The organism is Streptomyces sp. NPDC091387, assembly GCF_044756945.1.
GTDB lineage: Bacteria > Actinomycetota > Actinomycetes > Streptomycetales > Streptomycetaceae > Streptomyces.
In genome coordinates, this window is record NZ_JBIVTZ010000011.1 from 33,761 (window position 1) to 57,781 (window position 24,021).

Sequence of the window (24,021 nt, forward strand, 5' to 3'; positions counted from 1 at the left end):
CCCCGACACGGTGTTCCAACACCGGCCGGGGTCTGACCTCCAAGATCGGCAACAAAAGGAAACGATCTCGTGGCTGTTGAGCACTTTAGTCCCGCCGTGTCCGCGTCCGCAGTGTCGCCCCCGTACCCGATGGCCCATCCCGGTTACGGCAAGCGATCCGTTCCGGACGAACATCCCTCCCGCGCCGCTGATTTCGCGTTGCTGCCCTTTCGGGAGCAGTACGTGGCCGCGTTCATCGAGCGGCTGCCCGAGGGCGCCACGATGAGCGTGAAGTCCCTCGCCAAGCAGATCCCGCTGTACGGGCAGCAGGCCGTCGCCTCCGCGCTGACCGCGCTGTCGGTGGCCGGACACCTGCGGCGCGTACGGTGCGCGATCGGCGGCGGAGACCAGGTGCGCTGGGTGTTCCAGACCTACTGGTCACGGACCTCGCACGACAACGAATGGTGGACGAACCACCTGGCACCCGAGCCCGCGCCCGCACCCGCACCCGCTCCCGAGCCGGCCCCCGAGCCCGTACGGGAACCGGCCCCCCAGCCCGCGCGGGACACGGTCCCCGCCCACACCCCCGCGTACCTCGCGCTGGCCGGGATCGGGCGGGCCGACGCACGCCTCGCGCTCTCCGCCGCCGACTGCACGGCCCTGGAAGCCCTGGCCGAGCGCTGGTTCGCACGCGGCGTGGACGCCGACTACCTCACCCGCGCCCTCACCGCCGGACTCCCCGCCCACGTCGACTCACCCGTCGGCTTCGTCCGCCGCCGCCTCCACGACAAAATCCCGCCCGCACTCCCCACCACCCCCACACCGCCGCCCACCGGAACCCCCGCCCGGCGCGTGATGATGGAATGCACCGAATGCGGCACCCCCGGCCGCCCCGAAGCACTCCCCGACGGCCTCTGCCACCCCTGCCGACAGCCCGAAACCACCACCAACACCCAGGCGGGCTCGCCCGCCGAACGCGACGTCAGCGCCCATGTCGCCGGACTCCGCGACCTCCTCAAAGCACCCTGAGCCGAATCCGCTCGTTCCGCCTCGCCTCCACTTGCCGTGGCCCACGACTGAGCCTGTAGGGCTAAAGAGCCGCGAAATCCCTTGCTAGAGGTTGCCAGACCCCCTATTGCGCGTTTCACTTGCGCACATAGGCGGAAAATCACAGAGGGGAGGGTCCACATGCTGCTGAACTTCAGAATGTCGAACCATCGCTCGATCCGCGAGGAACAAGAACTCCAGCTTCATCCCGCCTACGACGCTGACCGTCCTACGGGTACGGACTGGGCCGCAGTCCCCGTGGCGGGCCTCTTCGGTGCCAACGCCGCAGGGAAATCGAACCTTGTGGGCGCACTGGGGTACATGGCCGGGATGGTCCTGAACTCGCATCGCGACGCGGAGCCCGGTGGGGGCATCGCCCGCAGCGCGTTCCGCCTGGATGCCTCGGCTAGCGACGAGCCGTCCTGGTACGTGGTGGATCTCTCGCTCGACGGGGTGCGCTACACCTACGGCTTCAGCATCGACGACGAGCAAGTCCTCGACGAATGGCTCTACAGCTACCCGCTCGGTAAGAAGCGCAAGATCTTCGAGCGCTCCGAGGGCGAAGTGAATCCGGGTGACACACAGGCCCGACGTGAACTGGAACTGGTCGAGAACATCACCGAATCGAATGTGCTGTTCCTGACCATGGCCGCACGCTCCAAGCAGCAGGACTTCCGCCCCGTCTACGACTGGTTCGCGACAGGCCTGAAGTTCAGCGAGGGCCGCATGCGCTCACCACTGGGAATCGCTCCGGGGACGCCGGGACCGGCCTGGGACACTCCCGGCCTCTTGGCTCTCCTGCGCTCTGCCGACCTGGGTATCGAGGCGTACGGCACCGAACGGCAGGTCCTGGACGAGGAAGCCCTGCGTCGGCTGTACGGCGGACGGGTACCCCAGCGTGAGCTCGCCAGGCTGGCGGAACGGGGGCCGCGGGAAACCGTGCGACCGTGGATCGGCCACCGCGGGCGCACCGGCGTAGTCCGCATGGAACTCCACGAGCAGTCCGCGGGCACCAAGGCGCTGCTGGAGCAGGCCCCGCGATTTCTGTCCGTACTGCGCCGAGGCGGCACGCTCGTCGTCGACGAGATCGATTCCAGTCTTCACCCACTGCTCACCACCCAGCTCATCAAGCTCTTCCAGGAGCCGGAGACCAACCCGCGCGGCGCACAACTCGTCTTCACCTCCCACGACGCCAGCCTGCTCGGCCGTGTCGACGGCGAGGACATCCTCAAGCGGGACCAGGTGTGGTTCGTGGAGAAGGACCGGTACGGGGAGACGAGACTGTTCGCCCTGTCCGAGTTCAAACCACGCGCCGGCGAGAACCACGAGCGACGCTACCTGGGAGGCAGCTACGGCGGAGTGCCGTTCATCGACGAGAGCCTTGCCAAGGCACTGGCCACACGGGGGGAACAGAATGGCGCGGCAACCTAAGCCGGACGGGCGCAAGCGTCCCTCACGGGATTCCCAGCTCGGCAGGAGAACCGAGCTACGCTCCCCCCGCCTGCGATTACTGGTCGTCTGCGGCGCCGAGGTGACAGAACACGCCTATGTCCAGGGCCTCAAGCACGCGGCCCGGAATCCAGCCGTATCGATCAAGATCGTCAAGCATCCCAAGGCTCCCTCCCAAGTCGTCGCGCACACGGTGAAACTGCTGGAGACGGCAGACGACGCCTACGACGAGGCGTGGTGCGTCCTGGATGTCGACGAGTTCACCGATATCGATCAGGCCCTACGTGAAGCCGACCGCAATCGCATCGGGATCGCGCTGTCGAACCCGTGCTTCGAAGTGTGGCTGCTGCTGCACTTCACCGATCACCGCAAGCACGCACCCTCCTACGACCGACTCGTTCCGATTCTGAACAAGCACACGCCGGGCGGGTACTCCAAGACGGACCTTGACTTCCGTCACTACGAGGACGGCTGGCGCGAGGCGGTCCGCCGGGCGAGGCTGCTGGCTCCGGACGGCAAGGAGCGGGAAGTGAACCCCTCGACCGGCATGTGGAAGCTCGCGCTCGCCATCGGCGGGCCGCAATAGGGCGGCGCCCCACACCGTCAGGGACGGTCCAGGCCCCACGTCTGCAGCACGTAGGGGCGTCCCTTCTCCTCGCCCTCGATCAGCGGTACGTCGAGCAGGCTGAAGCCCGCCCTCGTGGCCGCCCCGACGCTGGCGGCGTTGTCGGCCTCCAGCTCCAGGATCACCTGTTCCGCCCCCAGCTCCTCGAAGGCGTACGCGGCCATCAGCCGTACCGCCCGTGCGGCCAGACCGTGGCCCCGGTGGGCCGGGCCGACCGCGTAGCCGAGTTCCGTGCCCTCGGGGGCGCGTCGCAGCATGACCTCGCCGAGCGGGGCGCCGCCGTCGACGGTGATCGCGAGCAGGATGGTCGAGCCCTCCTCCCGCAGGCGCCGGGCCTTGTCCAGGCGGGTCCGGGCGGCCTCCTCGTCGAAGGGCGTGACGATCGGGGTCCAGTGCGCGATGTCGGCGTGGTCGAACAGGTCCGGCATCGCGGACAGGTCCGCTTCCGTCCAGTCGCGCAGGACGAGGCCCTCCCCCGTGAGCTCGATCCGGGCGGGAAAGGGTGATGTGGTGCTGCTCATGGTGCGGGTCCTCCCTGGCGTGTTCAGGACGGATCAGGATATCCGTGCCGCGGCTACCGGGCCCCGTGGTCGAGCAGCCCCAGCACCAGGACGGCCGCCGCCGTGGCGAGGAAGACGATGCCGCCCACGATGTCGCGGGAGCCCACCCGCAGGTGGGCGATGATCGCGCCGATGAAGTAGAGGATGAGGCCGGCGGCGGCGAGGGTGCCCAGGAGCGGGACGGCGAGTCCCGCCAGCAGCCCCACGGTGCCCGCCGCGAGCAGCGACCCCAGCACCGGCACCCATCTGCGGTGGATGCCCTTCATGTCCGCCTGGGCCTTGGGGTATTCGTGGCCGATCAGGTAGGTGACGGCGGCGGCTCCGTTGAAGACGGCGCCGAGGATGGTGGCCGTGAGGTAGGCGGCGTACACGATGTCTCCGATTCGTTCGGTTCAGTGGGGAACGGTGGTGCTCGGTGCTCCCTCGCGGGAGGCCGTTTCCCTGAACGACGAAACCGGTGGCCCGGCTTGTGACATCGTCCGCGCTCAGCCGCCCAGCGCGTCCTCGATCATCGCCGCCCACTGCGTCACCACGCGGCGGCGGCGGGCCGTGTCGTCGGTGAGGACGTTGGCCAGGCCCAGGCCGCGGGCCATGTCCAGGAGGCCCTGGACCGTCTCGCGTACGCCGGGGCGGTTCTCGTCGGCGCGCAGGAGGCCGACGGCGATGCGGTGGGTCTCGCGGCCGACGCGGGCTTCGAGTTCGGTGACGCGGGGACGGAGCTGTTCCTCGTTGGAGGCGGCGACCCAGAGCTGGAGGGCCGCGCGGAACAGCGGGCCGGTGTAGAGGTCGACGAGGGCGGCGACGACCTCCGCGCGGTCCTGGTCGGGGAGGGCGCGCAGGGCGGCGGAGCGCTCCTCCGCGACGTACTCGACGGCGGCGGTGAACAGGTCCTCGCGGGTGGGGAAGTGGTGCTGGGCGGCACCGCGCGAGACCCCGGCGCGTTCGGCGACGACGGAGACGGTGGAGCCTGCCCAGCCGTGTTCGGCCAGGCAGGAGACCGCGGCCTCCAGGAGGCCGCGGCGGGTGGCGCGGCTGCGGTCCTGTTTGGGGGGTGTCAGAGCCGCCATGCGGGGTCCCGTCGTTCGAGGAAGGCCGTCATCCCCTCCCGTGCCTCGTCGGAGGCGAAGAGTGCGGCGGAGCGTGCGATCAGGTCTTCGGCGTCCTGGTCGAAAGTCTCCAGCACAGTAGCCGTGACCAGCTCCTTCGATGCGGCCAGCCCCTGGGGCGAGGCCCTGCGCAGTCCGTCGAGTACCGGTACGAGCGCCTTGTCCACGTCCTCGGCGGCGAGGGTGACGAGGCCGGTCCTGGCGGCCTCGACCGCGTCGAAGCGTTCGCCGGTGAGGTAGTAGCGGGCTGCGGCGCGGGGGTCCAGGCGGGGCAGCAGGGGCAGGGAGATGACGGCGGGGGCCAGCCCGAGGCGTGATTCGGTGAGGGCGAAGGAGGAGTCGGGCCCGGCGACCGAGATGTCGCAGGCGCCGAGCAGGCCCAGGCCGCCGGCCCGGACGTGGCCCGTGACGCGGGCGACGACCGGCTTCGGCAGCGTGACGATGCGGCGCATGAGGGCGACGAAGGCGTGCGGGTCGGCCGGTGCCTTCAGGTCGGCGCCCGCGCAGAAGGTGTTGCCGGTGTGGGTGAGGACGACGGCACGGACCGTGTCGTCGGTGGCGCACGCGGCGAGCGCGGCCGAGAGCTCGCCGACCAGCCGCGCGGAGAGCGCGTTGCGGTTGGCCGGCGAGTCCAGGGTGAGGGTGGTGATGCCGCGCTCGTGTGTGGGGGCGGCGAGCGTCATGGGGTCTTCTCCGGGGTGTCGGGGGCGGTGTGGGTCTTCTCGTGGTCGCGCAGTTCGCGGCGCAGGATCTTGCCGGAGACCGCGCGCGGTACCGCGTCGACGAACTCGACGCGGCGGACCTTCTTGTACGGGGCCACGCGTTCGGCGACGTAGGCCATGACCTCGTCCGCCGTGAGGTCCGGGGCGGACGGCTGGCGTACGAGGAAGGCCTTCGGGATCTCGTTGCCGTCGGCGTCGTACACACCGATGACGGCCGCGTCGGCGATGGACTCGTGGGTGAGGAGGAGCGCTTCGAGTTCGGCGGGGGCGACCTGGTAGCCCTTGTACTTGATGAGTTCCTTGACCCGGTCGACGACGAACAGCCAGCCGTCGTCGTCCACCCGTCCGATGTCGCCGGTGTGCACCCAGCCGTCGGCGTCGATCATGGCGGCGGTGGCGTCGGGGCGGCCGAGGTAGCCCTTCATCACCTGCGGGCCGCGGATCAGGATCTCGCCGTCGGTGTCGGTGCCGAGGTCCTTGCCCGGGTCCTCGATGGACACGATCCGCATCTCGGTGCTGGGCAGCAGCTTGCCCACGGCTCCGGGCGGCGGGTGCTCGATGTCGAGGGGCACGACGTGGGTGCCGGGCGAGAGTTCCGTCATCCCGTACGCCTGCCGTACGGGCGGTACGCCGAGGCGGGCGGAGCAGGCGGCGGCGAGGTCGGCGTCCAGGGGTGCGGCGGCGCTGACGATGTACTCGAGCGAGGAGAGGTCGTAGTTGCCGACGGCCGGGTGCTTGGCGAGGGCCAGGACGATCGGCGGAGCCACGTAGAGACCGGTGATGCGGTGTTCCTGGATCACGCCGAGGAACTGGTCGAGGTCGAAGCGGGGCAGCACGACGACGGTGGCCCCGCAGCGCAGCGGGACGTTCATCAGGGCGGTCAGCCCGTAGACGTGGAAGAAGGGCAGGACGGCCAGGATGGTGTGGCCGGGTTCCATGGGGACGAAGGGGCGCAGCTGCTCCAGGTTGGTGCCGATGGAGCGGTGGGTGAGCATGACGCCCTTGGGGACGCCGGTGGTCCCGGAGGAGTACGGGAGTGCGGCGACGTCGTCGGGGCCGAACGCGATCTCGGGCTCGGGGGCGGTGGAGCCGAGCATGTCGAGTACGGAGGTGTAGCCCTCGGCCTGGTCGCAGACGAAGATCTCCCGGATGGAGCCCGCGAGTTCGGCCGCGCGGCGGGCGACGTCGAGGAACAGGGACACGGTGACGATCCAGCGGGCGTCGGAGTCCCTCAGCTGTTTGGCGAACTCCTCCGCGGTGGCGAGCGGGTGCACGGTGGTGACCGCGGCTCCGGCGCGCGTGGCGCCGTAGAAGACGGCGGGGTAGGCGATCGTGTTGGGGCTGTGCAGGGCGAGGACGTCGCCCTTGCGCAGACCTGCCTCGGCGAGGTGGGCGGCGATGCGGCGGTGGAACGTGTCGAGCTGTGCGTACGTGACGGAGAGACCGTTGGTGCCGTCGATCAGGGCGACGGTGTCACCGAAGGCCGCGGCGCCGCCGAGGACCGTTTCGTGGATGGGTGTCTCAAGGGCCGGAACGTCTTCGTACTCGCTGTGGAACACCATGACGGTTCCCTTCGACGCGGGTACGGCCTGGCCGGCGCCCGCCGCTGGGTCAGCGGGGACGCCGGGTGGCCGTTCGGTGGTGGACTGGGTCGGCATCGCCGCTGCGGACGGGGATGCGGAAGGCCCGGGACGGGGCCGGGGCCGGTCAGTACGACTTGGGGAGTCCCAGGGTCTGGTGGGAGACGTAGTTGAGGATCATTTCGCGGCTCACGGGCGCGATACGGGAGACCCGCGCGGCCGTGACCAGGGAGGCGAGGCCGTACTCGCGGGTGAGGCCGTTGCCGCCGAGGGTGTGGACGGCCTGGTCGACGGCCTTGACGCAGGCTTCGGCGGCGGCGTACTTCGCCATGTTGGCGGCCTCGCCCGCGCCGGCGTCGTCACCGTCGTCGTAGAGCTTCGCGGCCTTCTGCATCATCAGCCGGGCCAGCTCCAGCTCGATGTGTGCCTGGGCGAGCGGATGGGCGATGGCCTGGTGGGAGCCGATGGGCGCGCCCTTCCAGACGGTGCGGGTCTTCGCGTACTCCACCGCCTGTTCGAGGGCGTACCGGCCCATGCCGATGGCGAACGCGGCGCCCATGATGCGCTCCGGGTTCAGGCCGGCGAAGAGCTGGAGCAGACCGGCATCGGCCCCGGACGTGTCCCCTCCGACGAGCGCGTCGGCGGGCAGCCGTACCTCGTCGAGGACCAGCTCGAACTGCTTCTCGGCCGCGTGCAGTTCCATGTCGATCACGGTGCGTTCGAAGCCCGGGGTGTCGCGCGGGACGATGAAGAGGCAGGGCTTGAGCCTGCCGGACCTGGCGTCCTCGGTGCGGCCGACGACGAGGGTCGCGTCGGAGGTGTCGACGCCGGATATGAAGACCTTGCGGCCGGTGAGGACCCACTCCTCGCCGTCGCGGCGGGCCGTGGTCGTGATGCGGTGCGAGTTGGAGCCCGCGTCCGGTTCGGTGATGCCGAAGGACATGGACAGCGTGCCGTCGGAGAGCCCGGGGAGCCACTGCTGTTTCTGGGTCTCGGTGCCGAAGCGGGCGATGACGGTTCCGCAGATCGCCGGGGAGACGACCATCATGAGCAGGGGGCTGCCGGCCGCGCCGAGTTCCTCCAGGACGATGGAGAGTTCGGCCATGCCGCCGCCCCCGCCGCCGTACTCCTCGGGGAGGTTCACGCCGAGATAGCCGAGCTTGCCGGCCTCGGACCACAGTTCCCGCGGGTGTTCGCCCTTGCGGGCGAGGGCGATGGAGTACTCCCTGCCGTACCGCTTCCCGAGGGCGGCGACGGCGGCGCGCAGGGCCTGGTGCTCTTCGGTTTCGAGGACGGTGCTCATGCGGTCTCCTCAACAGGTGCGGGTGCGTCGTCCGTGACGACTGCGAGCAGTGCGCCGACCTCCACCTGGAGGCCGGGTGCGGCGTGGAGCGCGGTGAGGGTGCCGGTGGCGGGGGCGAGGACGCGGTGCTCCATCTTCATCGCCTCCAGCCAGATCAGCGGCTGCCCGGCCTCGACGGCGGACCCGGCCGCCAGCCCCTCGGCCAGACGGACCACCGTGCCGGGCATCGGGGCGAGCAGGGAGCCGGGTTCGGTCCGTTCGGTGGGGTCGGTGAAGCGGGGCAGCGCGGTGAAGGCGTACGAGCCGGTGGCGGTGTCCACGTACCGCCGGTCGTCCCGGCCGTGGATGTCGAAGTGCCGGGTGACGCCCTCCGTTTCGAGGGTGACGCGGCCGGGGCTCGCGGAGACGACACGGACGCCCTCCGCGGGGGCGGCGAACCCGTCGCGGGTGGTGCGGTAGGTGATCTCGTGCTCGGCGCCGTCCGGTTCGCTGCGGTAGTGCCTGAGGCGGGGCTGCGAGGAGAGGTTGCGCCAGGCGCCGAAACGGGTGACACCGGCGGTGGCGGTGGTGTTGCGGGCCGCCTCCGCGAGGGCGGCGGCGGTGGCCGCGAGCCGGACGGCCGCCTCATCGGGTGCGGGGGTCAGCGCCTTCAGGTGGCGTTCGTAGAAGCCGGTGTCCAGGCGGGCCGCCACGAAGTCCGGGTGACGCAGGGAGCGTACGAGCAGGTCGCGGTTGGTGACCGGGCCGTGGACGCGGGCGCGTTCCAGGGTGCGGGCGAGGAGGCGTACGGCTTCGGTGCGGGTGGGGGCGTGGGCGATGACCTTGGCGATCATCGGGTCGTAGTGCACGCCGATGGTGTCGCCGCCGGTGTATCCGGTGTCCAGGCGCACGCCGGGCTCGTCCGGTACGTCGAGCGAGAGCAGTGCTCCGGTCTGTGGCTGCCAGTCGCGGGCCGGGTCCTCGGCGTAGAGCCGGGCCTCGACGGCGTGCCCGGCGGGGTGCGGGGGTGCGGCGGACGGCAGGGGTTCGCCCTCCGCGGTGCGCAGCTGGAGCGCGACGAGATCGAGGCCGAACACGGCTTCGGTGACCGGGTGTTCGACCTGGAGGCGGGTGTTCATCTCCAGGAAGTACGGCCGCCCGTCGTCGGTGACGAGGAATTCGACGGTGCCCGCGCCCCGGTAGCCGACGGCCCGTGCGGCGGCGACGGCGGCGTCGTGCAGCCGGTCGCGCAGCCCGTCGTCGAGGCCGGGTGCGGGGGCCTCCTCGATGACCTTCTGGTGGCGGCGCTGGAGGGAGCAGTCGCGGGTGCCGAGTGCCCAGACGCCGTCGTGCGCGTCGGCCATGATCTGGACCTCGACGTGCCGGCCGCGCTCCACGTACGGCTCCGCGAAGACCTCGCCGTCCCCGAAGGCGGACAGTGCCTCGGCCGTCGCCGCCGTCAACTCAGCGTCGAGCTCGTCGAGTTCGCGCACGATCCGCATCCCTCGGCCGCCGCCGCCCGCAGCCGCCTTGAGGAGCAGCGGCAGGTCCTGCGCGCGGACCGCGGCCGGGTCGACGGGGGCGAGGAGCGGGACCCCGGCGGCGGCCATCAGCTCCTTGGCGCGGGTCTTGGACGCCATCAGCTCGATGGCCCTGACCGGCGGGCCGACCCAGACCAGCCCCGCGTCCTGCACGGCGGCGGCGAACCCGGCGTTCTCGGAGAGGAAGCCGTACCCGGGGTGGACGGCGTCGGCGCCCGCCGCGAGGGCGGCGGCCACGACGAGATCGCCGCGCAGATACGTGTCGGAGGGTGCGGCCCCCGGCAGCCGTACGGCGGTGTCGGCCTCCCGTACGTGGAGCGCGTCGGCGTCCGCGTCGGAGTACACGGCGACGGTGGCGATACCGAGCGCGCGGCAGGTGCGGAAGATGCGGCAGGCGATCTCACCGCGGTTGGCGACTAGCAGAGTGGTGATCATGTGTGGCCTCACATCCGGAAGATGCCGAAGCCGCCGCGGGCGCCCTCGACCGGTGCGGTGTGGATGGCGGACAGGCACATCCCGAGGACGGTCCTGGTGTCGCGCGGGTCGATGACCCCGTCGTCGTACAGCCGGCCGGACAGGAACATCGGCAGGGACTCGGACTCGATCTGCTGCTCGACCATGGCGCGCAGTCCGGCGTCCGCCTCGTCGTCGTACGGGCGTCCCTTCGCGGCGGCGGAGGCGCGGGCGACGATGGAGAGCACCCCGGCCAGTTGCTGCGGGCCCATGACGGCGGACTTGCTGCTGGGCCAGGCGAACAGGAAGCGCGGGTCGTACGCCCGGCCGCACATGCCGTAGTGCCCGGCGCCGTAGGAGGCGCCCATCAGCACGGACAGGTGCGGGACCTTCGAGTTCGACACCGCGTTGATCATCATCGCGCCGTGCTTGATGATGCCGCCCTGCTCGTACTCCTTGCCGACCATGTAGCCGGTGGTGTTGTGCAGGAACAGCAGCGGGATGTCGCGCTGGTTGGCGAGCTGGATGAACTGGGCGGCCTTCTGCGACTCCTCGCTGAACAGCACGCCCTGCGCGTTGGCGAGGATGCCGACCGGGTAGCCGTGCAGCCGCGCCCAGCCGGTGACCAGGCTGGTCCCGTAGAGCGGTTTGAACGCGTCGAAGTCCGAGCCGTCGACCAGCCGGGCGATGACATCGCGCGGGTCGAAGGGCACCTTCAGGTCGCCGGGCACGATGCCGATCAGCTCGTCCTCGTCGTACTTCGGCGGCTCGGCCGGGCCCGGATCGCCGTGTGCCTTGCGCCAGTTGAGGCGGGCGACGATGCGGCGGGCCTGGCGCAGGGCGTCCTGCTCGTCGACGGCGAAGTGGTCGGCGAGGCCCGAGGTGCGGGCGTGCATCTCGGCGCCGCCGAGCGACTCGTCGTCGCTCTCCTCGCCGGTGGCCATCTTCACCAGCGGCGGACCGCCGAGGAACACCTTGGACTGTTCCTTGATCATCACGGTGTGGTCGGACATGCCGGGGACGTACGCGCCTCCGGCGGTGGAGTTGCCGAAGACGACGGCCACGGTCGGGATTCCGGCGGCCGACAGGCGGGTGATGTCGCGGAAGAGCGCCCCGCCGGGGATGAAGATCTCCTTCTGCGAGGGGAGGTCGGCGCCGCCCGACTCGACGAGGCTGATGGTGGGCAGCCGGTTGGCGAAGGCGATCTCGTTGGCGCGCAGGGCCTTCTTCAGCGTCCAGGGGTTCGAGGCGCCGCCGCGTACGGTCGGGTCGTTGGCGGTGATCAGGCACTCCACGCCCTCGACCACCCCGATCCCGGTGACGAGCGAGGCCCCCACCGCGTAGTCGCTGCCCCAGGCGGCGAGCGGCGACAGCTCCAGGAACGGGGTGTCCTCGTCGATCAGGAGCTCGATGCGCTCGCGGGCCAGCAGCTTGCCGCGCGAGCGGTGCCGCTCGACGTACTTCTCACCGCCGCCCTCCAGTGCCTTGGCGTGCGCGGCGTCCAGCTCGGTGAGCTTGTCGAGCATGGCCGTGCGGTTCGCGCTGTATTCGGGGCTCGCGGTGTCGAGCCCGGTGGGCAGGACGGTCATGCGTGCACCTCCGGTGCGTCGGCGCTGCCCAGAAGGGCCACGGGTATCTCCAGGTGGCGCGAGCGCAGCCACTCCCCCACCGCCTTGGCCTGCGGGTCGAAGCGGTGCTGGGCGGCGACGCCCTCGCCGAGCAGCCCGTGGACGGTGAAGTTCAGGGCGCGCAGGTGGGGCAGGACATGGCGTACGACGGTGAGCGGGGCGGTCTCCGGGAGCAGTTCGCGGAAGCGCTCGACGGTCAGCTCGTGGGCCAGCCACCGCCACGCCTCGTCGCTCCGCACCCACACCCCGACGTTCGCGTCCCCGCCCTTGTCGCCGCTGCGGGCGCCCGCGAGACGACCGAGCGGTGCGCTGCGGGTGGGCAGCCCGGCGGCCAACGGCTCCGGCAGTGACGGCTGTTCGACGTCCGCGAGGACCTGTGTCCGCGCGGGCGTTGTCTGCGCCTCGCGCCGACCGTCCGGGAGCACGGCGACCTGCGTCACCTCTCCCGCCGGTACGTACCGGGCCTCGAACACCCCGTAGGGCGCGCCCTTTCCGGGCGGGGCGGTGACGTGGAAGCCCGGGTAGCTGCCGAGGGCCAGCTCGATCGCGGCACCGGACAGGGCCCGCCCGACGGCGTCCGGGTCCTGGTCGCGGACGACGAGCCGGAGCAGCGCGCTCGCGGTCTCCTCGCTCGCGGCGTCGGCCCGGTCGGTACGGGCGAGCTCCCACCGCACCTCTTCCGGCCGGCGTCCGGCGCGGTCGAAGGCGTCCGTGACCTGGTCCCGGACGAGCTGTGCCTTGGCCTCGACATCGAGTCCGGTGAGGACGAAGACGACCTCGTTCCGCCAGCCGCCGAGCCGGGTGAGTCCGGCCTTGAGGGTGGGCGGCGGGGCCTCACCCCGCACCCCGGAGATCCTGACCCGGTCGGGGCCCTCCTGGGCCAGTCGTACGGTGTCGAGGCGGGCGGTGACGTCGGGTCCGGCGTACCGGGCGCCGCCGGTCTCGTACAGCAGTTGGGCGGTGACCGTACCGACGTCGACGACGCCGCCCGTGCCGTCGTGCTTGGTGATGACGGACGTGCCGTCGGCGTGGATCTCGGCGACGGGGAAGCCGGGCCGCCGCAGGTCGTGGCCGCGGAAGAAGGAGTAGTTCCCGCCGGTGGCCTGGGTGCCGCACTCCAGGACGTGCCCGGCGACGACGGCTCCGGCGAGCGCGTCGTGGTCCCCGGGGCCCCAGCCGAAGTGGACGGCGGCGGGCCCGGTGACGAGCGCGGCGTCGGTGACCCGCCCGGTGACGACGACCTCGGCCCCGGCCCGCAGGCAGGCGGCGATGCCGTCGCCGCCGAGGTAGGCGTTGGCGGTGAGGTAGCCGTCGGGTACGGGGAGGCTGTCGCCCTCGACATGGGCGACGCGCACGGGCACGCCGACCTTGTCGGCCAACTCCCTTACCGCGTCGGCGAGTCCGGCCGGGTTGAGTCCGCCGGCGTTGGTGACGATCCGCACCCCGCGCTCCCGGGCGAGCCCGAGTCCCTCCTCCAGCTGGCGCAGGAAGGTGGTGGCGTAGCCGCGCGAGGGGTCCTTGAGCCGGCTGCGGCCGAGGATCAGCATGGTCAGCTCGGCGAGGTAGTCGCCGGTGAGGATGTCGAGGGGGCCGCCGGTGAGCATCTCGCGCACGGCGTCGAAGCGGTCGCCGTAGAACCCGGAGGCGTTGCCGATCCGCAGCGGCGGGGGCGCGGGCGCGTCCGTCACGTGCGACGCGGATGCAGGCACGGGTGCGGGTGCGTCCGTCACTTCCCGGTCTCCTGCCGCGGGGCGCGTCCGGGTCCGGCGGGCCCGGCGAAGGCCTGCGCGATGCCGAGCCACACCTCGGCGTCGGCCCCCTCGGCGCGGACGGCGAGGTCGTCGCGGTGGGCGCGCTGGGTGACGAGCAGGCAGAAGTCGTGCAGCGGACCGGTGACCCGCTGGGCGGCACCCTCGGGCCCGTGGGCGATCAACTCACCGCCGGGTCCCTCCAGTTCCACCCGGAACTCCTCGCCGGGCATCTCGATCCCCCGGACGAAGAAGGCGTAGTCCCGGGCCCGTACCCCGATCCGCGCGACGTGCCGCAGCCGGGCGGTGGGGGTGCGGGTGACACCGAGCGCGTCGGCCACGTCCTGGCCGTGCGCCCAGGTCTCCATGAGCCGCCCGGTCGCCATGGAGGCGACACTCATGGGCGGCCCGTACCAGGGGAACCGGGTCCCGGCCGGGGCCGCCCGCAGAGCCTCCTGGAGACGCTCGCGCCCGGCGCGCCAGCGGGTGAGCAGGGCGCCTGGGGCGTACGCCGCCACGATCTCACCGGCGGCCTCGTCGACGAAGCCCTCGGGATCCCGCATCGCCTTCGCGACCTCGTCCCCGAACTGCCCGGGGTCGGTGACGGAGAGCAGCGCCACCTCGTCGGTCCAGCTCAGATGGGCCACCTGGTGGGCGACGGTCCACCCGGCGGCCGGAGTCTCCCCGGCCCACTGCGGGGCGCTCAACCCGGCTACCAGTAGGTCGAGTTCCTCGCTCTCGCTACGCAGATCGTCGAGCACGGCTGAAGCATCGGACACGGTGCGCTCCCCTCGGGGCGTGGCGGTGTGCCCCGGAGCCTGCCAGCGGGACAGAAAACAATCAAGCATGCTTGCATTATTTTTGCCGAGCGGTTTCTCCGGGACGTCTCCCCCCGGGCCGCCCACCCGGCAGGCACCCGGCGGATACCCGGCGGATACCCAGCAGGTCCCCGGCACCGGAGGGGGTACCCCCACGTGCCACCGGGGCCTCAGACAGTCACGTACCGGGCGGGCAGACCCATCGACCGGAAATGCGCTTGCGACCAGATCCCGTTCGAGACCCCCGACGACGCGCGGCTCTGGCGCGACGCCCAGCAGGAGTTCGTGAAGGGCGCCCCGAACCGCGGCCTCGTGACCGCCGCGAAGAGCTCGCACGACATCACCCACGGCCGCCCGGACGTCATCGTCACCGCGGTCGGGCAGATGCTGAAGGCCGCGGGCCGACCGTGAACGGTGGCGGGGGCGTCACCGATCCAGACGTGGGTGAGGGAGGCTCGGGCCGCGATCGGGCCGGCCCGAGCCTCCGCGCCGCGGGGCGGGTCAGGCGGACCGGGTCACGCTGCCGGCACCGGCCTTCGCCGGTGCGACGCCGAAGATGTCCACCGCGTGGTAGTACGTCCAGGCCGTGGCGTTGCACGAGGTCAGCGTCGCACCGGAGTAGGCGGCGCAGACGCGCTTGAGGTCCTCGTAGAGGGCGGAGTCGACGCGGGCCTTGTTGGCGGAGAACGTGCCGGCGGCCTTGTAGTTGCGGTAGCCGAAGTCATGGCGGGCGCAGGCCGTCTGGAAGGGGAAGCCGAACGGGTTGTCAGGCGAGGAGCTGCAGTAGTCCGTGGACCAGTCGAAGCCGTACGCGCCCCAGGCGCCCTGGTTGTTGCGGGCGGCGTTCCAGGCGTGGTAACTGGAGGCGCTCGTCTGGGTCCAGGAGCTGAGGACCTGGGGCTTGTCCGCCGGGGCGGCGGAAGCGGATACGGCGGGCAGCAGGGCGAGCGGGAGCGACAGGGCGGCCGTGGCGAGCAAGGTGGCGAAGCGGCGACGCATGTACAACCTCCGGGGAATGTGGGGGGAGTTGCGGAAGCTGATCGCCTCGTGGGTCTCATGAGGCAGCTCCAGCATGACGTCATGTACATGGCCAACGCGACAGTTTCGTCAATCGGCCTCGCCGTTTCGGTCGGCGCGTTCAGGGATGGCGTGCGGGATTCCGCGTTTCCGCAGGCAGTTGCGTAGAGCGCGGAACGGCCGAGCCCGGAACGGCCTCTCCAGGAGGAGAGCCGCTCCGGGCACGAGAAGGGACAGGCACCAGCGGTCAGAGAGCCGCCACGTGGTAGGGCGACACGTTGATCCATCCGTTGGCCGCCGCGCCGTTGCGCGTACCCGTGGTGGCCTTGGCCAGGGTGTACCAGGAGTCGACGTAGTCGGGGTCGTCGGTCCACCAGGACGCGGGGATGGCGTCCAGGAGCGCGTCGGCCAGGGGGATGTACATCCCCTGGTCGGTGATGGTCAGCAGGGCCGTGACGAGGGCCTTGGCGAGCGCCTGGTAGTTGGTGTCGCCGTCGTCCTCCATCATGACCGCGTCGGCCATCTCGTACTTGTAGTTCGACCAGTTCACGAGGACCTGGTTCGGGTAGTACGTAGTGGCGTCCTTGTTCAGGTACGGCATCTCGACGGTGTCGACGCGCGGCGTACCGTCCTTGCCGAAGCCGGTCACCAGGGTGAAGATCTCGGCGTCACCCTTGATCCACGGCTCCTTGTCGTCGGAGAGCCGAACCGAGTTGATCAGCGTGGTGTCGATCCCCTCGTCGACCGCCGGAGCGGCGGCGTTCAGCCGGGCGGCCGGGACCGGCACATGGAGGCCCTTCGCCTCCAGCGCCTCATTGACGACCTTCAAGCCCTCGGTGATGGCCTTGGCGCCGTCGACGTCGACGAGGTAGACGGGCCGGTCCGGGGCGGCGGCGAGGGACAGCTCGTGGGCGGCGCCCTCACTGTCGTACGCGGTGAACGTCGACGCGTCGTCGTCGGACGGCGCGGCGGCCACCAAGGGGGCCACGCCACCCTTGAGCGAGGCCTTCATCGACGCGTCCGCCAGGCCGACCCGCAGCAGCGAACCGACCCGTCCGCCCAGCCCCTTCGCAGCACGGACGCCCCGGTCGGCCGCCGCCACCTGCGGCGCGAGGCGTGCACCGGCGACGGTGGTGGACGTGCGGGTCAGCGCCCGCAGGTCCACCGAGTCGTCGGCCAGCGCCGCGTCCCGGACCTGTCTCCCCCAGGCCGGATCGGTGAGGGCCACGGCGAGCGAACGCGCAGTCGCGTCCTCGATACCGGCGACCGACGACACCGGCGTGGCGGCGGAACCGTCCCGGTCGTTCTGTCCGGCGAACGCGGTGCCCTGGAGGGGCAACAGGACGGTTGCGGCCAGCGCGACCCCGATCAGGGTGGTGCGCAGGGGTGTTGATGTGGTCAAGGCGGTCTCCTGCTGAATGAGTCGTGGCGATTCAGGGGGTGACAGCGGGTGCGTCTATGCGAGTAGACCTGGGGGTCTACCCGCATAGCCCCCCAGGAAAAGATGTACCGAACATGACAAATGCAAACTCCTGAGCGCCAAGATCTTCGGGTTCGACCACGGGCACCTGTCCCCCGTGCGAGCTACCCGCAGGTGCGCTCCGCAGGGTGATGATTCGAGGCCGCCGTCTCCGTAGCGTCAGGGCCGACGACGCATCACAGCAACCGATGCGGACCCCCTGCCCCTTTTCCTGTTCGGAGGACGAAATGGCGCGCATCATCAGGAAGACCGCCCTGGCCGCACTGTGCATCACCGCGGCCTGTGCGGGGCTCGTAGCGTGCGACGACGACGACGAGGGCTTCCTGGAAGGACTGGACGGCAACCCTTCGCTGTCGAAGCCCGCCCTGGACGGGCTCTCCGGAACGAAGAAGATCCGCGTCGAGGGCCGTTCGGTGAACGTCTCCTGCTCCGGCAGCCAGGTCGACGGCAAGCCGGTCGTCGTCGTCCTGGCCGGGCTGGACGACGGGCTGAAGAAGACCGCCGCCTTCCGGAAGACCCTGAGCGAGAAGGACCGGGTCTGCTCCTACGACCGGCTCGGGGAAGGCGCGAGCGACGCGCCGGCCGGCCCGCAGACCATCGCCGCCAGCGGGAAGATCCTCACCGGCGTGCTCGACCAGGTCGCCGGTGACACATCCGTCGTCCTGGCCGGGCACTCGCTGGGCGGGCTGCTCGCCGCCCGGTACGCCCCCGACCACCAGGACCGGGTCAGGGGACTGGTGCTGATGGACGCCACGTCGCCCACCTCGAACGGGGACATCAAGAAGGTGATCCCCAAGTCAGCCACCGGCGACAGCGCGGACCTCCGCGCGCAGACCGCCGCGGCCGGCGAGGGGCAGAACCGGGAGAAGCTCGTCTTCCCCGACGCCGAGGTCCGCTCGGCCGGAGACATCCCGGTGGAGGTCATCCAGCACGGAACCAAGTACCTCGGCCAGTTCCCCGTGTACGGGGACGGCCTGGAGAAGGTGTGGTCCGAAGGGCAGCGCAAGTGGACCGCGGTCTCCAGCCGCAGCAAGCTCAGCACCGCCGCCGACAGCGGTCACTACATCTACGTCGACCGGACCGAGCTCGCCGTCAAGGCCGTCCGGAGCGTCGCCGCGCAGGCCGCGGAGTAGCTTCCGCTCAGCCGCTCCGCGGCTTCCGCAGGCCCCTCACCTGGCTGCGTACCGCGCCCATGCTCGCCCCGATGACCAGGGCGATGGCCAGGGCGTCCGTGGTGGAGAGCGCCTGGTCGAGGATGAGGAAGCCGGCCGTGGCCGCGATGGCGGGTTCCAGGCTCATCATGATCGCGAAGGTGGGTGCGGGCAGTCGGCGCAGCGCCATCAGTTCGAGGGTGTACGGGAGGACCGAGCTCAGCACCGCGACGGCCGCGCCCAGTGCGAGCGTGCTGGGCACCAGGAGCTTCGAGCCCGACTCCATGATGCCGAGCGGCAGCGAGAGCAGCGCCGCCACCACCATCGCCATGGCCAGTCCGTCGGCCTGCGGGAAGCGGCGGCCGGTGCGGGCGCTGAAGATGATGTACGCCGCCCACATGGCTCCCGCGCCGAGGGCGTACGCGGCGCCCACCGGATCGAGCCGGTCGAAGCCGCCGCCGCTCAGCAGCAGGACCCCGCCCAGCGCGAGGCCCGCCCAGACCACGTTGACCAGGCGGCGCGAGGCGAAGACCGAGAGGGCGAGCGGGCCCAGCACCTCCAGGGTGACGGCCGCGCCGAGCGGGATGCGGTCGGCGGCCTGGTAGAAGAGCGTGTTCATGCCGCCCATCGCGACGCCGAACGCGAGCACCGTGCCCCAGTCCGCGCGCGAGTGCCCGCGCAGCCTGGGCCGGCACACCACGAGCAGCACGAGCGCGGCGGCGGCCAGCCGCAGTGTGACGACACCGAGGGCGCCGGCCTTCGGCATCAGCAGGACCGCGACCGCCGCTCCGAACTGGACGGAGAGGCCGCCCGCCACCACGAGCGCGACGGGGGCGAGCGCGGCTCGGCGCCCGCCGGCCCGGCCCGGCTCGCCCGGTTCACCGAGGGCGGTGACGGCCTCCGGGACGGCGACTGCTGCGGCCGCTTCTGCGGCGGTGCCCTGGTCGTTCACCTGTGGCCCGACTTCCTGAGTTCACGAATACGGCAGAGACAATCCAGTGCAACACACTGCACTGCCCAATTGAAGATGTTGCACTCCCCCCGCGCAACTCATCCCTCTACCGTAGGCACCTCCGCGCGGCGCGTGAAATGCCGACTGGGCTCCCGTTATGCTTCCCGCGCATGAGTACAGGACAGGGCGCGCACCGGAACACGGAGACAGGCCGGAACACGGGCCGGAGCGCCGGGCGCGGGGTCGAGATCCGTCATCTGCGGGCGTTCCTCGCCGTGGCCGACGAGTACAGCGTCACCCGGGCCGCCGCCCGGCTCCGGCTCACCCAGCCCGCCGTCTCACGGACCCTGGCCGCCCTGGAGCGGCACCTCGGCATCCGCCTCGTCGACCGCTCCACCCACCACCTGGACCTGACCCCCGAGGGCGTCGCCTTCCGCGACAAGGCCGCCGCCGCGGTGGCCGCGTTCGACGAGGCGCTCGACCCCGGCGGGCTGCGGCGGTGGCCGCTGCGGCTCGGGCACGCCTGGTCCGCGTTCGGCCGGTACACCACACCGCTGCTCCGCAGCTGGCAGGAACGGTATCCGCAGACCCCGCTCGAACTCCTGCGCATCGACGACCGCACGGCCGGCCTGACCCGCGGCGAGGTCGACGCCGCACTGCTGCGCGGGCCGGTCGAGGCGCCCGGCCTCCTCACCGAGGTGCTGTTCGACGAGGAACGCGTCGCGGCCGTGGCGGCGGACGGCCCACTGGCGGCCCGCGCCGCGCTCCGGCTCGCCGATCTGGCGACCGGCACCGTCGTCCTGAACACCGTCTCCGGCACCACCACCCCCGACCTGTGGCCGCCGTCCGCGCGGCCCGCCGCCACCCTCACCGTCGCCAACACCGACGACTGGCTGACCGCCATCGCGGCGGGCCGGGGCGCCGGGGTCTCCACCGCCTCGACCGCCGCCATGCACCCGCACACCGGTGTCGTCTACCGGCCGCTCACCGACGCCCCGACCGTGCCGGTCCTGCTCGCCCGCCGGGACGCCCCCGGCCATCCGGCGCTCGGCGATCTCGCGGCGCTGGCCCGCGAGATCGTGGGGCGGGACGTCGCGGGGTGAGGGACTTCCCGCGGCCGGCGGGTCGTCGATCCGTCGATCCGTGGGCCGGCGAGATGGACGACTTCGGCCACTGCGGCGGCGGTACGGGCCAGCTGGATCGGGTGGCCGCCTGTTGCTGTAGCTACATAATGTAGCTACATTCGAAGCATGGAAACGATCGGGCTTCGCGAACTCAACCAGAACCCGTCCAGGGCAGTGGCCCTGGTGCGCTCGGGCGTGCCCATACTCGTCACCGACCGCGGCGTACCGGTCCTGCGCATGGTGCCCGAGACCGAGACACCCGATCCGCTCCGCCGCATGATCGAGTCCGGGGATGCCACTCCCCCCGCCGAGCAGGGCATGCCGGACCTGGCGCCCGACCTCGCACCGGAGCTGCCGAGCCTCTCCGGCCTGCTCCTCTCGGAGCGCGACGAGGAGCGTCGACGTTGATCTACCTCGACTCATGCGCACTGATGAAATTCATCAAGCCGGAGCCGGAATCCGCAGCCCTGCGCGCATGGCGCGCGGGGCTGCCCGAGGGCACCGAGCTGCTCACGAGCGATCTGGCCCGTCTGGAGATCACCCGCACACTGCACCGGGCCGGAGCCGATCCTCAGCGCATCGCCTACTTCACGGCACAGGCCGTCCGGGGCGTCTATCTCATCGACCTCACCAGCACCGTACTGGCGCGGGCCACCGCCTACCAGGCGCGCAGGCTGGGCACCCTGGACTCCATCCATCTCGCCACCGCCGATCCGTTCCGGGTAGGCCTCACCGCCTTCGTCACGTATGACAGTGAACTGGCCCGAGCCGCAACGGACTTCGGACTTCCGGTGCACGCACCGGCTTAGGGCTTCCCTCGTTCCAGCCCCTCCGCCAGCACCTCCGCGAGATGCCTGGCCCGCACCCCGCCCAGCTGGTCCAACTGGGTGCGGCAGGAGAACCCGTCCGCCAGGATCTCCGTGCCCGGCGCCGCCTCCCGTACCGCCGGCAGCAGCGCGTCCTCGGCGCAGGCCGTGGAGACATCCCAGTGGCCGCGTTCGAAGCCGAAGTTGCCGGCCAGTCCGCAGCAGCCGCCGGTCAGTTCGCCGGTCAGGCCCGCCCGTTCGCGCAGCCGGCGGTCCGGTCCGTCGCCCAGGACCGCGTGCTGGTGGCAGTGCGTCTGGCCGGTGACCGGGCGGTCCAGGTGCGGGGGCTGCCAGTCGGGGGCGTACTTCTCCAGGTACTCGGCCAGGGTGTGGACCGAGGCGGCCAGTTCGGCGGCGCGGGGGTCGTCGGGGAGGAGTTCCGGGAGGTCGACGCGGAGGGTGGCCGCACAGCTCGGTTCGAGGACGATCACGGGGGAGTCGTGCGGGCCGGTCAGCCGGTCCAGGGTGCGGCGCATCACCGAACGGGCCAGGTCCAGTTGCCCCGTCGAGACGTACGTGAGGCCGCAGCACAGTCCGCGGCCGGCCGGGATCACCCGGCGGCCCGTCGCCGCCTCCACGACCTTCACCGCCGCCCGGCCCACCTCGGGCGAGAGGTGTTCGGTGAAGGTGTCGGGCCAGACGGTGGCCACCTCGTCGCTGGAGAAGAGGAACGTCCCCTTGCCCCAGCGCCTGCCCAGCCACCGGGTGAACGTCTCGCGCGCCAGGACCGGGATGCCGCGCTCCGGCGCGATCCCGGCCAGCCGTTTGGCGAGGGCGGCGAGCGGCCGCACCCGGGCCAGCGCGTTCAGCGCGCCCGCGAAGGGCGACGCCAGGCGCAGCCACGCCGGGAGCCGTCCCATCGTGTAGTGGGCGGCGGGGCGCAGCCGGTGCCGGTAGTGGTGGTGCAGGAACTCCGCCTTGTACGTGGCCATGTCGACGCCCACCGGGCAGTCGCTGCGGCAGCCCTTGCAGGACAGGCACAGGTCGAGCGCGTCCCGTACCTCCGTCGAGCGCCAGCCGTCCGTGATCACCCCGCCCGCGGGGCCGGCCAGCATCTCGTGCAGCAGCCGGGCGCGGCCGCGGGTCGAGTGGGCCTCCTCGCCGGTCGCGCGGAAGGACGGGCACATCACGTCGGGGCCCGAGGCCTCCCGCGTACGGCACTTGGCGACGCCGACGCATCTGCGCACCGCCGCCGAGAAGTCGCCGCCGTCGTGCGGGTAGCCGAAGGCCACGTCGACCGGCTCGCGGGGCAGCACGTCGAAGCGCAGGTTCTCGTCCAGCCGGGCGGGGCGGGCGAGGATGCCGGGGTTCATGCCGCCGTCCGGGTCCCAGAGATCCTTGAATTGAGAGAAGACGGCGACCAGTTCACTCCCGTACATCTTCGGCAGGAGTTCGGCGCGGGCCTGTCCGTCGCCGTGTTCGCCGGAGAGTGATCCGCCGTGTGCGACGACGAGTGAGGCGAGTTCCTCGGAGAAGCGGCGGAAGCGGGCCACGCCTTCGCCGCTCAGCAGGTCGAAGTCGATGCGGACGTGGATGCAGCCGTCGCCGAAGTGCCCGTACGGGGTGCCGCGCAGCCCGTGTTCGGTGAGCAGGGCGCGGAAGTCGCGGAGGTAGGGGCCGAGCCGGGCGGGCGGCACGGCGCAGTCCTCCCAGCCGGGCCAGGCCTCACCGCCCCCGGGCGTCCGGGTGGCGGTGCCTGCGGCGTCCTCCCTGATGCGCCACAGCGCCCGCTGCCCGGCCGGGTCGGTGACGACGGCGGTGTCCACCGCGTCGGCGGACGCGGTCCGGGCGATCCGTTCGGCGTGCGCCCGCGCCTGCGCCGGAGTGGCGCCGCCCGTCTCGACGAAGAGCCAGGCCGCGCCGCGCGGCAGCCCGGCCGGTTCGCGTACGAGGTCGGCGGCCATGCCCTCGACGGTCAGCGGGTGGTGCGGGAGGAGGCCGGGGGCGGCCTCGGCGGCGGCGGACTCGTCGGTGTAGCCGAGTACGGCGAGCGCGCGGGCGGCGGGCGCCTCGACGAGCCGCAGCGTCGCCTCCGTCACCACGCCGAGCGTGCCCTCACTGCCGCAGAACGCGCGGGCGGGGTCGGGGCCCCGTTCGGGCAGCAGCGCGTCCAGGGCGTACCCGGAGATGCGGCGCGGGAGTTCGGGGAATCCGGTGCGCAGGAGGGCGAGATGCGCGGCGACCAGCTCCGGGAGCCCGGCGGGGCCGGCCGCGCCCCGTTCCAGGCGGAGGGTGTCGCCGCCGTAGCGGGCGACGGTCAGGGCGTGGACGTTGTCGGCGGTGGTGCCCCAGGCGACCGAGTGCGAGCCGCAGGAGTTGTTGCCGATCATGCCGCCGATCGTGCAGCGGCTGTGCGTGGAGGGGTCTGGGCCGAAGGTGAGCCCGTGCGGGGCGGCGGCGGCCCGCAGGTCGTCCAGGACGACGCCCGGCTGGACCACGGCCGTACGGGACCCGGCGTCCAGCTCGACGACCGACCGCAAGTGGCGGGTGAGATCGAGGACGACGCCGGTACCGGTGGCCTGCCCGGCGATGGACGTACCGCCGCCGCGCGGCACGACGGGCACCCCGTGCGCGCGGCAGACGGCGAGCGCGGCGGCGATGTCGTCGGCGTCGCGCGGGGCGACGACGCCGAGCGGCACCCGGCGGTAGTTGGACGCGTCCATCGTCGTCAGGGCCCGTGCGGTGGCGTCGAACGCGACGTCACCGCGTACGGCCGACCGCAGCTCACCGGCGAGCGCGGTGCGGTCGGGACCGGCTTCGGGGCCCGCGTCGGGGCCTGTTGTTGACTCACGAGGTGCCATCCGGCCAGGATGCCGCCGGTCGGGGCCGCTGGTCCTCCGGGCCTCCGCGTTTCCGCCGAATACGTCAATACGTCTGAATCTGTCGGGCGCTC

Annotated in this window: 22 protein-coding genes; 8 read left to right on the plus strand and 14 right to left on the minus strand. The window is 71.8% G+C overall.

What is annotated here, in order from left to right; genetic code table 11:
* Positions 1–69 precede the first annotated feature (69 nt).
* The 3 genes from ACIQM0_RS22950 (at position 70) to ACIQM0_RS22960 (ending at position 3,061) form a co-directional block, all read left to right on the plus strand.
* Positions 70–1,008, plus strand: a complete 939-nt coding sequence (locus ACIQM0_RS22950; protein WP_401289536.1) for a MarR family transcriptional regulator — start codon at positions 70–72, stop codon at positions 1,006–1,008.
* 177 nt (positions 1,009–1,185) lie between these two features.
* Positions 1,186–2,457 carry an ATP/GTP-binding protein gene (locus ACIQM0_RS22955; RefSeq protein WP_401289539.1) on the plus strand — a complete coding sequence of 424 codons (1,272 nt, stop codon included), beginning with the start codon at positions 1,186–1,188 and terminating at the stop codon, positions 2,455–2,457.
* A complete protein-coding gene (locus tag ACIQM0_RS22960) occupies positions 2,441–3,061 on the plus strand; it encodes an RloB family protein (RefSeq protein ID WP_401289540.1) in 621 nt (206 codons plus the stop codon). The genes ACIQM0_RS22955 and ACIQM0_RS22960 overlap by 17 nt, the downstream gene beginning before the upstream one ends.
* Positions 3,062–3,078: 17 nt before the next feature.
* Here ACIQM0_RS22960 and ACIQM0_RS22965 read toward each other — a convergent pair whose 3' ends face one another.
* The 10 genes from ACIQM0_RS22965 to ACIQM0_RS23010 all read right to left on the minus strand — a co-directional run bounded on the left by ACIQM0_RS22965 (position 3,079) and on the right by ACIQM0_RS23010 (position 14,499).
* Positions 3,079–3,621: a GNAT family N-acetyltransferase gene (locus ACIQM0_RS22965; protein WP_401289542.1), complete on the minus strand. Its 543-nt coding sequence runs from the start codon at positions 3,619–3,621 to the stop codon at positions 3,079–3,081.
* A gap of 53 nt (positions 3,622–3,674) precedes the next feature.
* Positions 3,675–4,031 carry a DoxX family protein gene (locus ACIQM0_RS22970; protein WP_401289545.1) on the minus strand — a complete coding sequence of 119 codons (357 nt, stop codon included), beginning with the start codon at positions 4,029–4,031 and terminating at the stop codon, positions 3,675–3,677.
* A gap of 114 nt (positions 4,032–4,145) precedes the next feature.
* Positions 4,146–4,727: a TetR/AcrR family transcriptional regulator gene (locus ACIQM0_RS22975; RefSeq protein WP_401289548.1), complete on the minus strand. Its 582-nt coding sequence runs from the start codon at positions 4,725–4,727 to the stop codon at positions 4,146–4,148.
* The gene (locus tag ACIQM0_RS22980; RefSeq protein WP_401289551.1) at positions 4,715–5,449 is read right to left on the minus strand and encodes an enoyl-CoA hydratase family protein; all 735 of its coding nucleotides are present in this window, start codon (positions 5,447–5,449) and stop codon (positions 4,715–4,717) included. The genes ACIQM0_RS22975 and ACIQM0_RS22980 overlap by 13 nt, the downstream gene beginning before the upstream one ends.
* A complete protein-coding gene (locus ACIQM0_RS22985) occupies positions 5,446–7,050 on the minus strand; it encodes a 4-coumarate--CoA ligase family protein (RefSeq protein ID WP_401289554.1) in 1,605 nt (534 codons plus the stop codon). The genes ACIQM0_RS22980 and ACIQM0_RS22985 overlap by 4 nt, the downstream gene beginning before the upstream one ends.
* Before the next feature lie 145 nt (positions 7,051–7,195).
* Complete coding sequence (locus ACIQM0_RS22990) at positions 7,196–8,371, minus strand: acyl-CoA dehydrogenase family protein (protein ID WP_401289557.1); 1,176 nt, start codon at positions 8,369–8,371, stop codon at positions 7,196–7,198.
* Positions 8,368–10,326 carry an acetyl/propionyl/methylcrotonyl-CoA carboxylase subunit alpha gene (locus tag ACIQM0_RS22995; protein ID WP_401289559.1) on the minus strand — a complete coding sequence of 653 codons (1,959 nt, stop codon included), beginning with the start codon at positions 10,324–10,326 and terminating at the stop codon, positions 8,368–8,370. Before ACIQM0_RS22995 ends, ACIQM0_RS22990 begins: the two co-directional genes overlap by 4 nt.
* An 8-nt stretch (positions 10,327–10,334) precedes the next feature.
* A complete protein-coding gene (locus ACIQM0_RS23000) occupies positions 10,335–11,933 on the minus strand; it encodes an acyl-CoA carboxylase subunit beta (RefSeq protein WP_401289562.1) in 1,599 nt (532 codons plus the stop codon).
* Positions 11,930–13,660 (minus strand): acyclic terpene utilization AtuA family protein, encoded by a 1,731-nt coding sequence (locus ACIQM0_RS23005; RefSeq protein ID WP_401290203.1) that lies wholly within the window; start codon positions 13,658–13,660, stop codon positions 11,930–11,932. Before ACIQM0_RS23005 ends, ACIQM0_RS23000 begins: the two co-directional genes overlap by 4 nt.
* Positions 13,661–13,698: 38 nt before the next feature.
* The gene (locus ACIQM0_RS23010) at positions 13,699–14,499 is read right to left on the minus strand and encodes a TIGR03084 family metal-binding protein (RefSeq protein ID WP_401289564.1); all 801 of its coding nucleotides are present in this window, start codon (positions 14,497–14,499) and stop codon (positions 13,699–13,701) included.
* A gap of 195 nt (positions 14,500–14,694) precedes the next feature.
* Between ACIQM0_RS23010 and ACIQM0_RS23015 the strand changes: the two genes are divergently transcribed.
* Positions 14,695–14,949, plus strand: a complete 255-nt coding sequence (locus ACIQM0_RS23015; protein WP_401289566.1) for a hypothetical protein — start codon at positions 14,695–14,697, stop codon at positions 14,947–14,949.
* Positions 14,950–15,039: 90 nt separating this feature from the next.
* On the opposite strand, the gene ACIQM0_RS23020 is transcribed toward ACIQM0_RS23015, so the two are convergent.
* Positions 15,040–15,537 carry a phospholipase gene (locus ACIQM0_RS23020; protein WP_401289568.1) on the minus strand — a complete coding sequence of 166 codons (498 nt, stop codon included), beginning with the start codon at positions 15,535–15,537 and terminating at the stop codon, positions 15,040–15,042.
* Positions 15,538–15,802: 265 nt separating this feature from the next.
* On the minus strand, positions 15,803–16,957 hold the full coding sequence (locus ACIQM0_RS23025; protein WP_401289570.1) for a DUF3103 family protein: 1,155 nt from the start codon (positions 16,955–16,957) through the stop codon (positions 15,803–15,805).
* A gap of 305 nt (positions 16,958–17,262) precedes the next feature.
* Here ACIQM0_RS23025 and ACIQM0_RS23030 point away from each other — a divergent pair, with 305 nt between their 5' ends.
* A complete protein-coding gene (locus ACIQM0_RS23030; protein WP_401289572.1) occupies positions 17,263–18,168 on the plus strand; it encodes an alpha/beta fold hydrolase in 906 nt (301 codons plus the stop codon).
* Between the two features lie 7 nt (positions 18,169–18,175).
* Here ACIQM0_RS23030 and ACIQM0_RS23035 read toward each other — a convergent pair whose 3' ends face one another.
* Positions 18,176–19,138 carry an EamA family transporter gene (locus tag ACIQM0_RS23035; RefSeq protein ID WP_363027946.1) on the minus strand — a complete coding sequence of 321 codons (963 nt, stop codon included), beginning with the start codon at positions 19,136–19,138 and terminating at the stop codon, positions 18,176–18,178.
* A gap of 170 nt (positions 19,139–19,308) precedes the next feature.
* Here ACIQM0_RS23035 and ACIQM0_RS23040 point away from each other — a divergent pair, with 170 nt between their 5' ends.
* The 3 genes from ACIQM0_RS23040 (at position 19,309) to ACIQM0_RS23050 (ending at position 21,071) form a co-directional block, all read left to right on the plus strand.
* A complete protein-coding gene (locus ACIQM0_RS23040; protein WP_401289575.1) occupies positions 19,309–20,241 on the plus strand; it encodes a LysR family transcriptional regulator in 933 nt (310 codons plus the stop codon).
* A 147-nt stretch (positions 20,242–20,388) separates the two neighbouring features.
* Complete coding sequence (locus tag ACIQM0_RS23045) at positions 20,389–20,670, plus strand: prevent-host-death family protein (RefSeq protein WP_362955933.1); 282 nt, start codon at positions 20,389–20,391, stop codon at positions 20,668–20,670.
* Positions 20,667–21,071 carry a type II toxin-antitoxin system VapC family toxin gene (locus ACIQM0_RS23050; RefSeq protein ID WP_401289578.1) on the plus strand — a complete coding sequence of 135 codons (405 nt, stop codon included), beginning with the start codon at positions 20,667–20,669 and terminating at the stop codon, positions 21,069–21,071. Before ACIQM0_RS23045 ends, ACIQM0_RS23050 begins: the two co-directional genes overlap by 4 nt.
* Here the strand turns inward: ACIQM0_RS23050 and ACIQM0_RS23055 are convergent.
* Complete coding sequence (locus ACIQM0_RS23055; protein ID WP_401289580.1) at positions 21,068–23,929, minus strand: FAD-binding and (Fe-S)-binding domain-containing protein; 2,862 nt, start codon at positions 23,927–23,929, stop codon at positions 21,068–21,070. The genes ACIQM0_RS23050 and ACIQM0_RS23055 overlap by 4 nt on opposite strands.
* Positions 23,930–24,021: the final 92 nt, after the last annotated feature.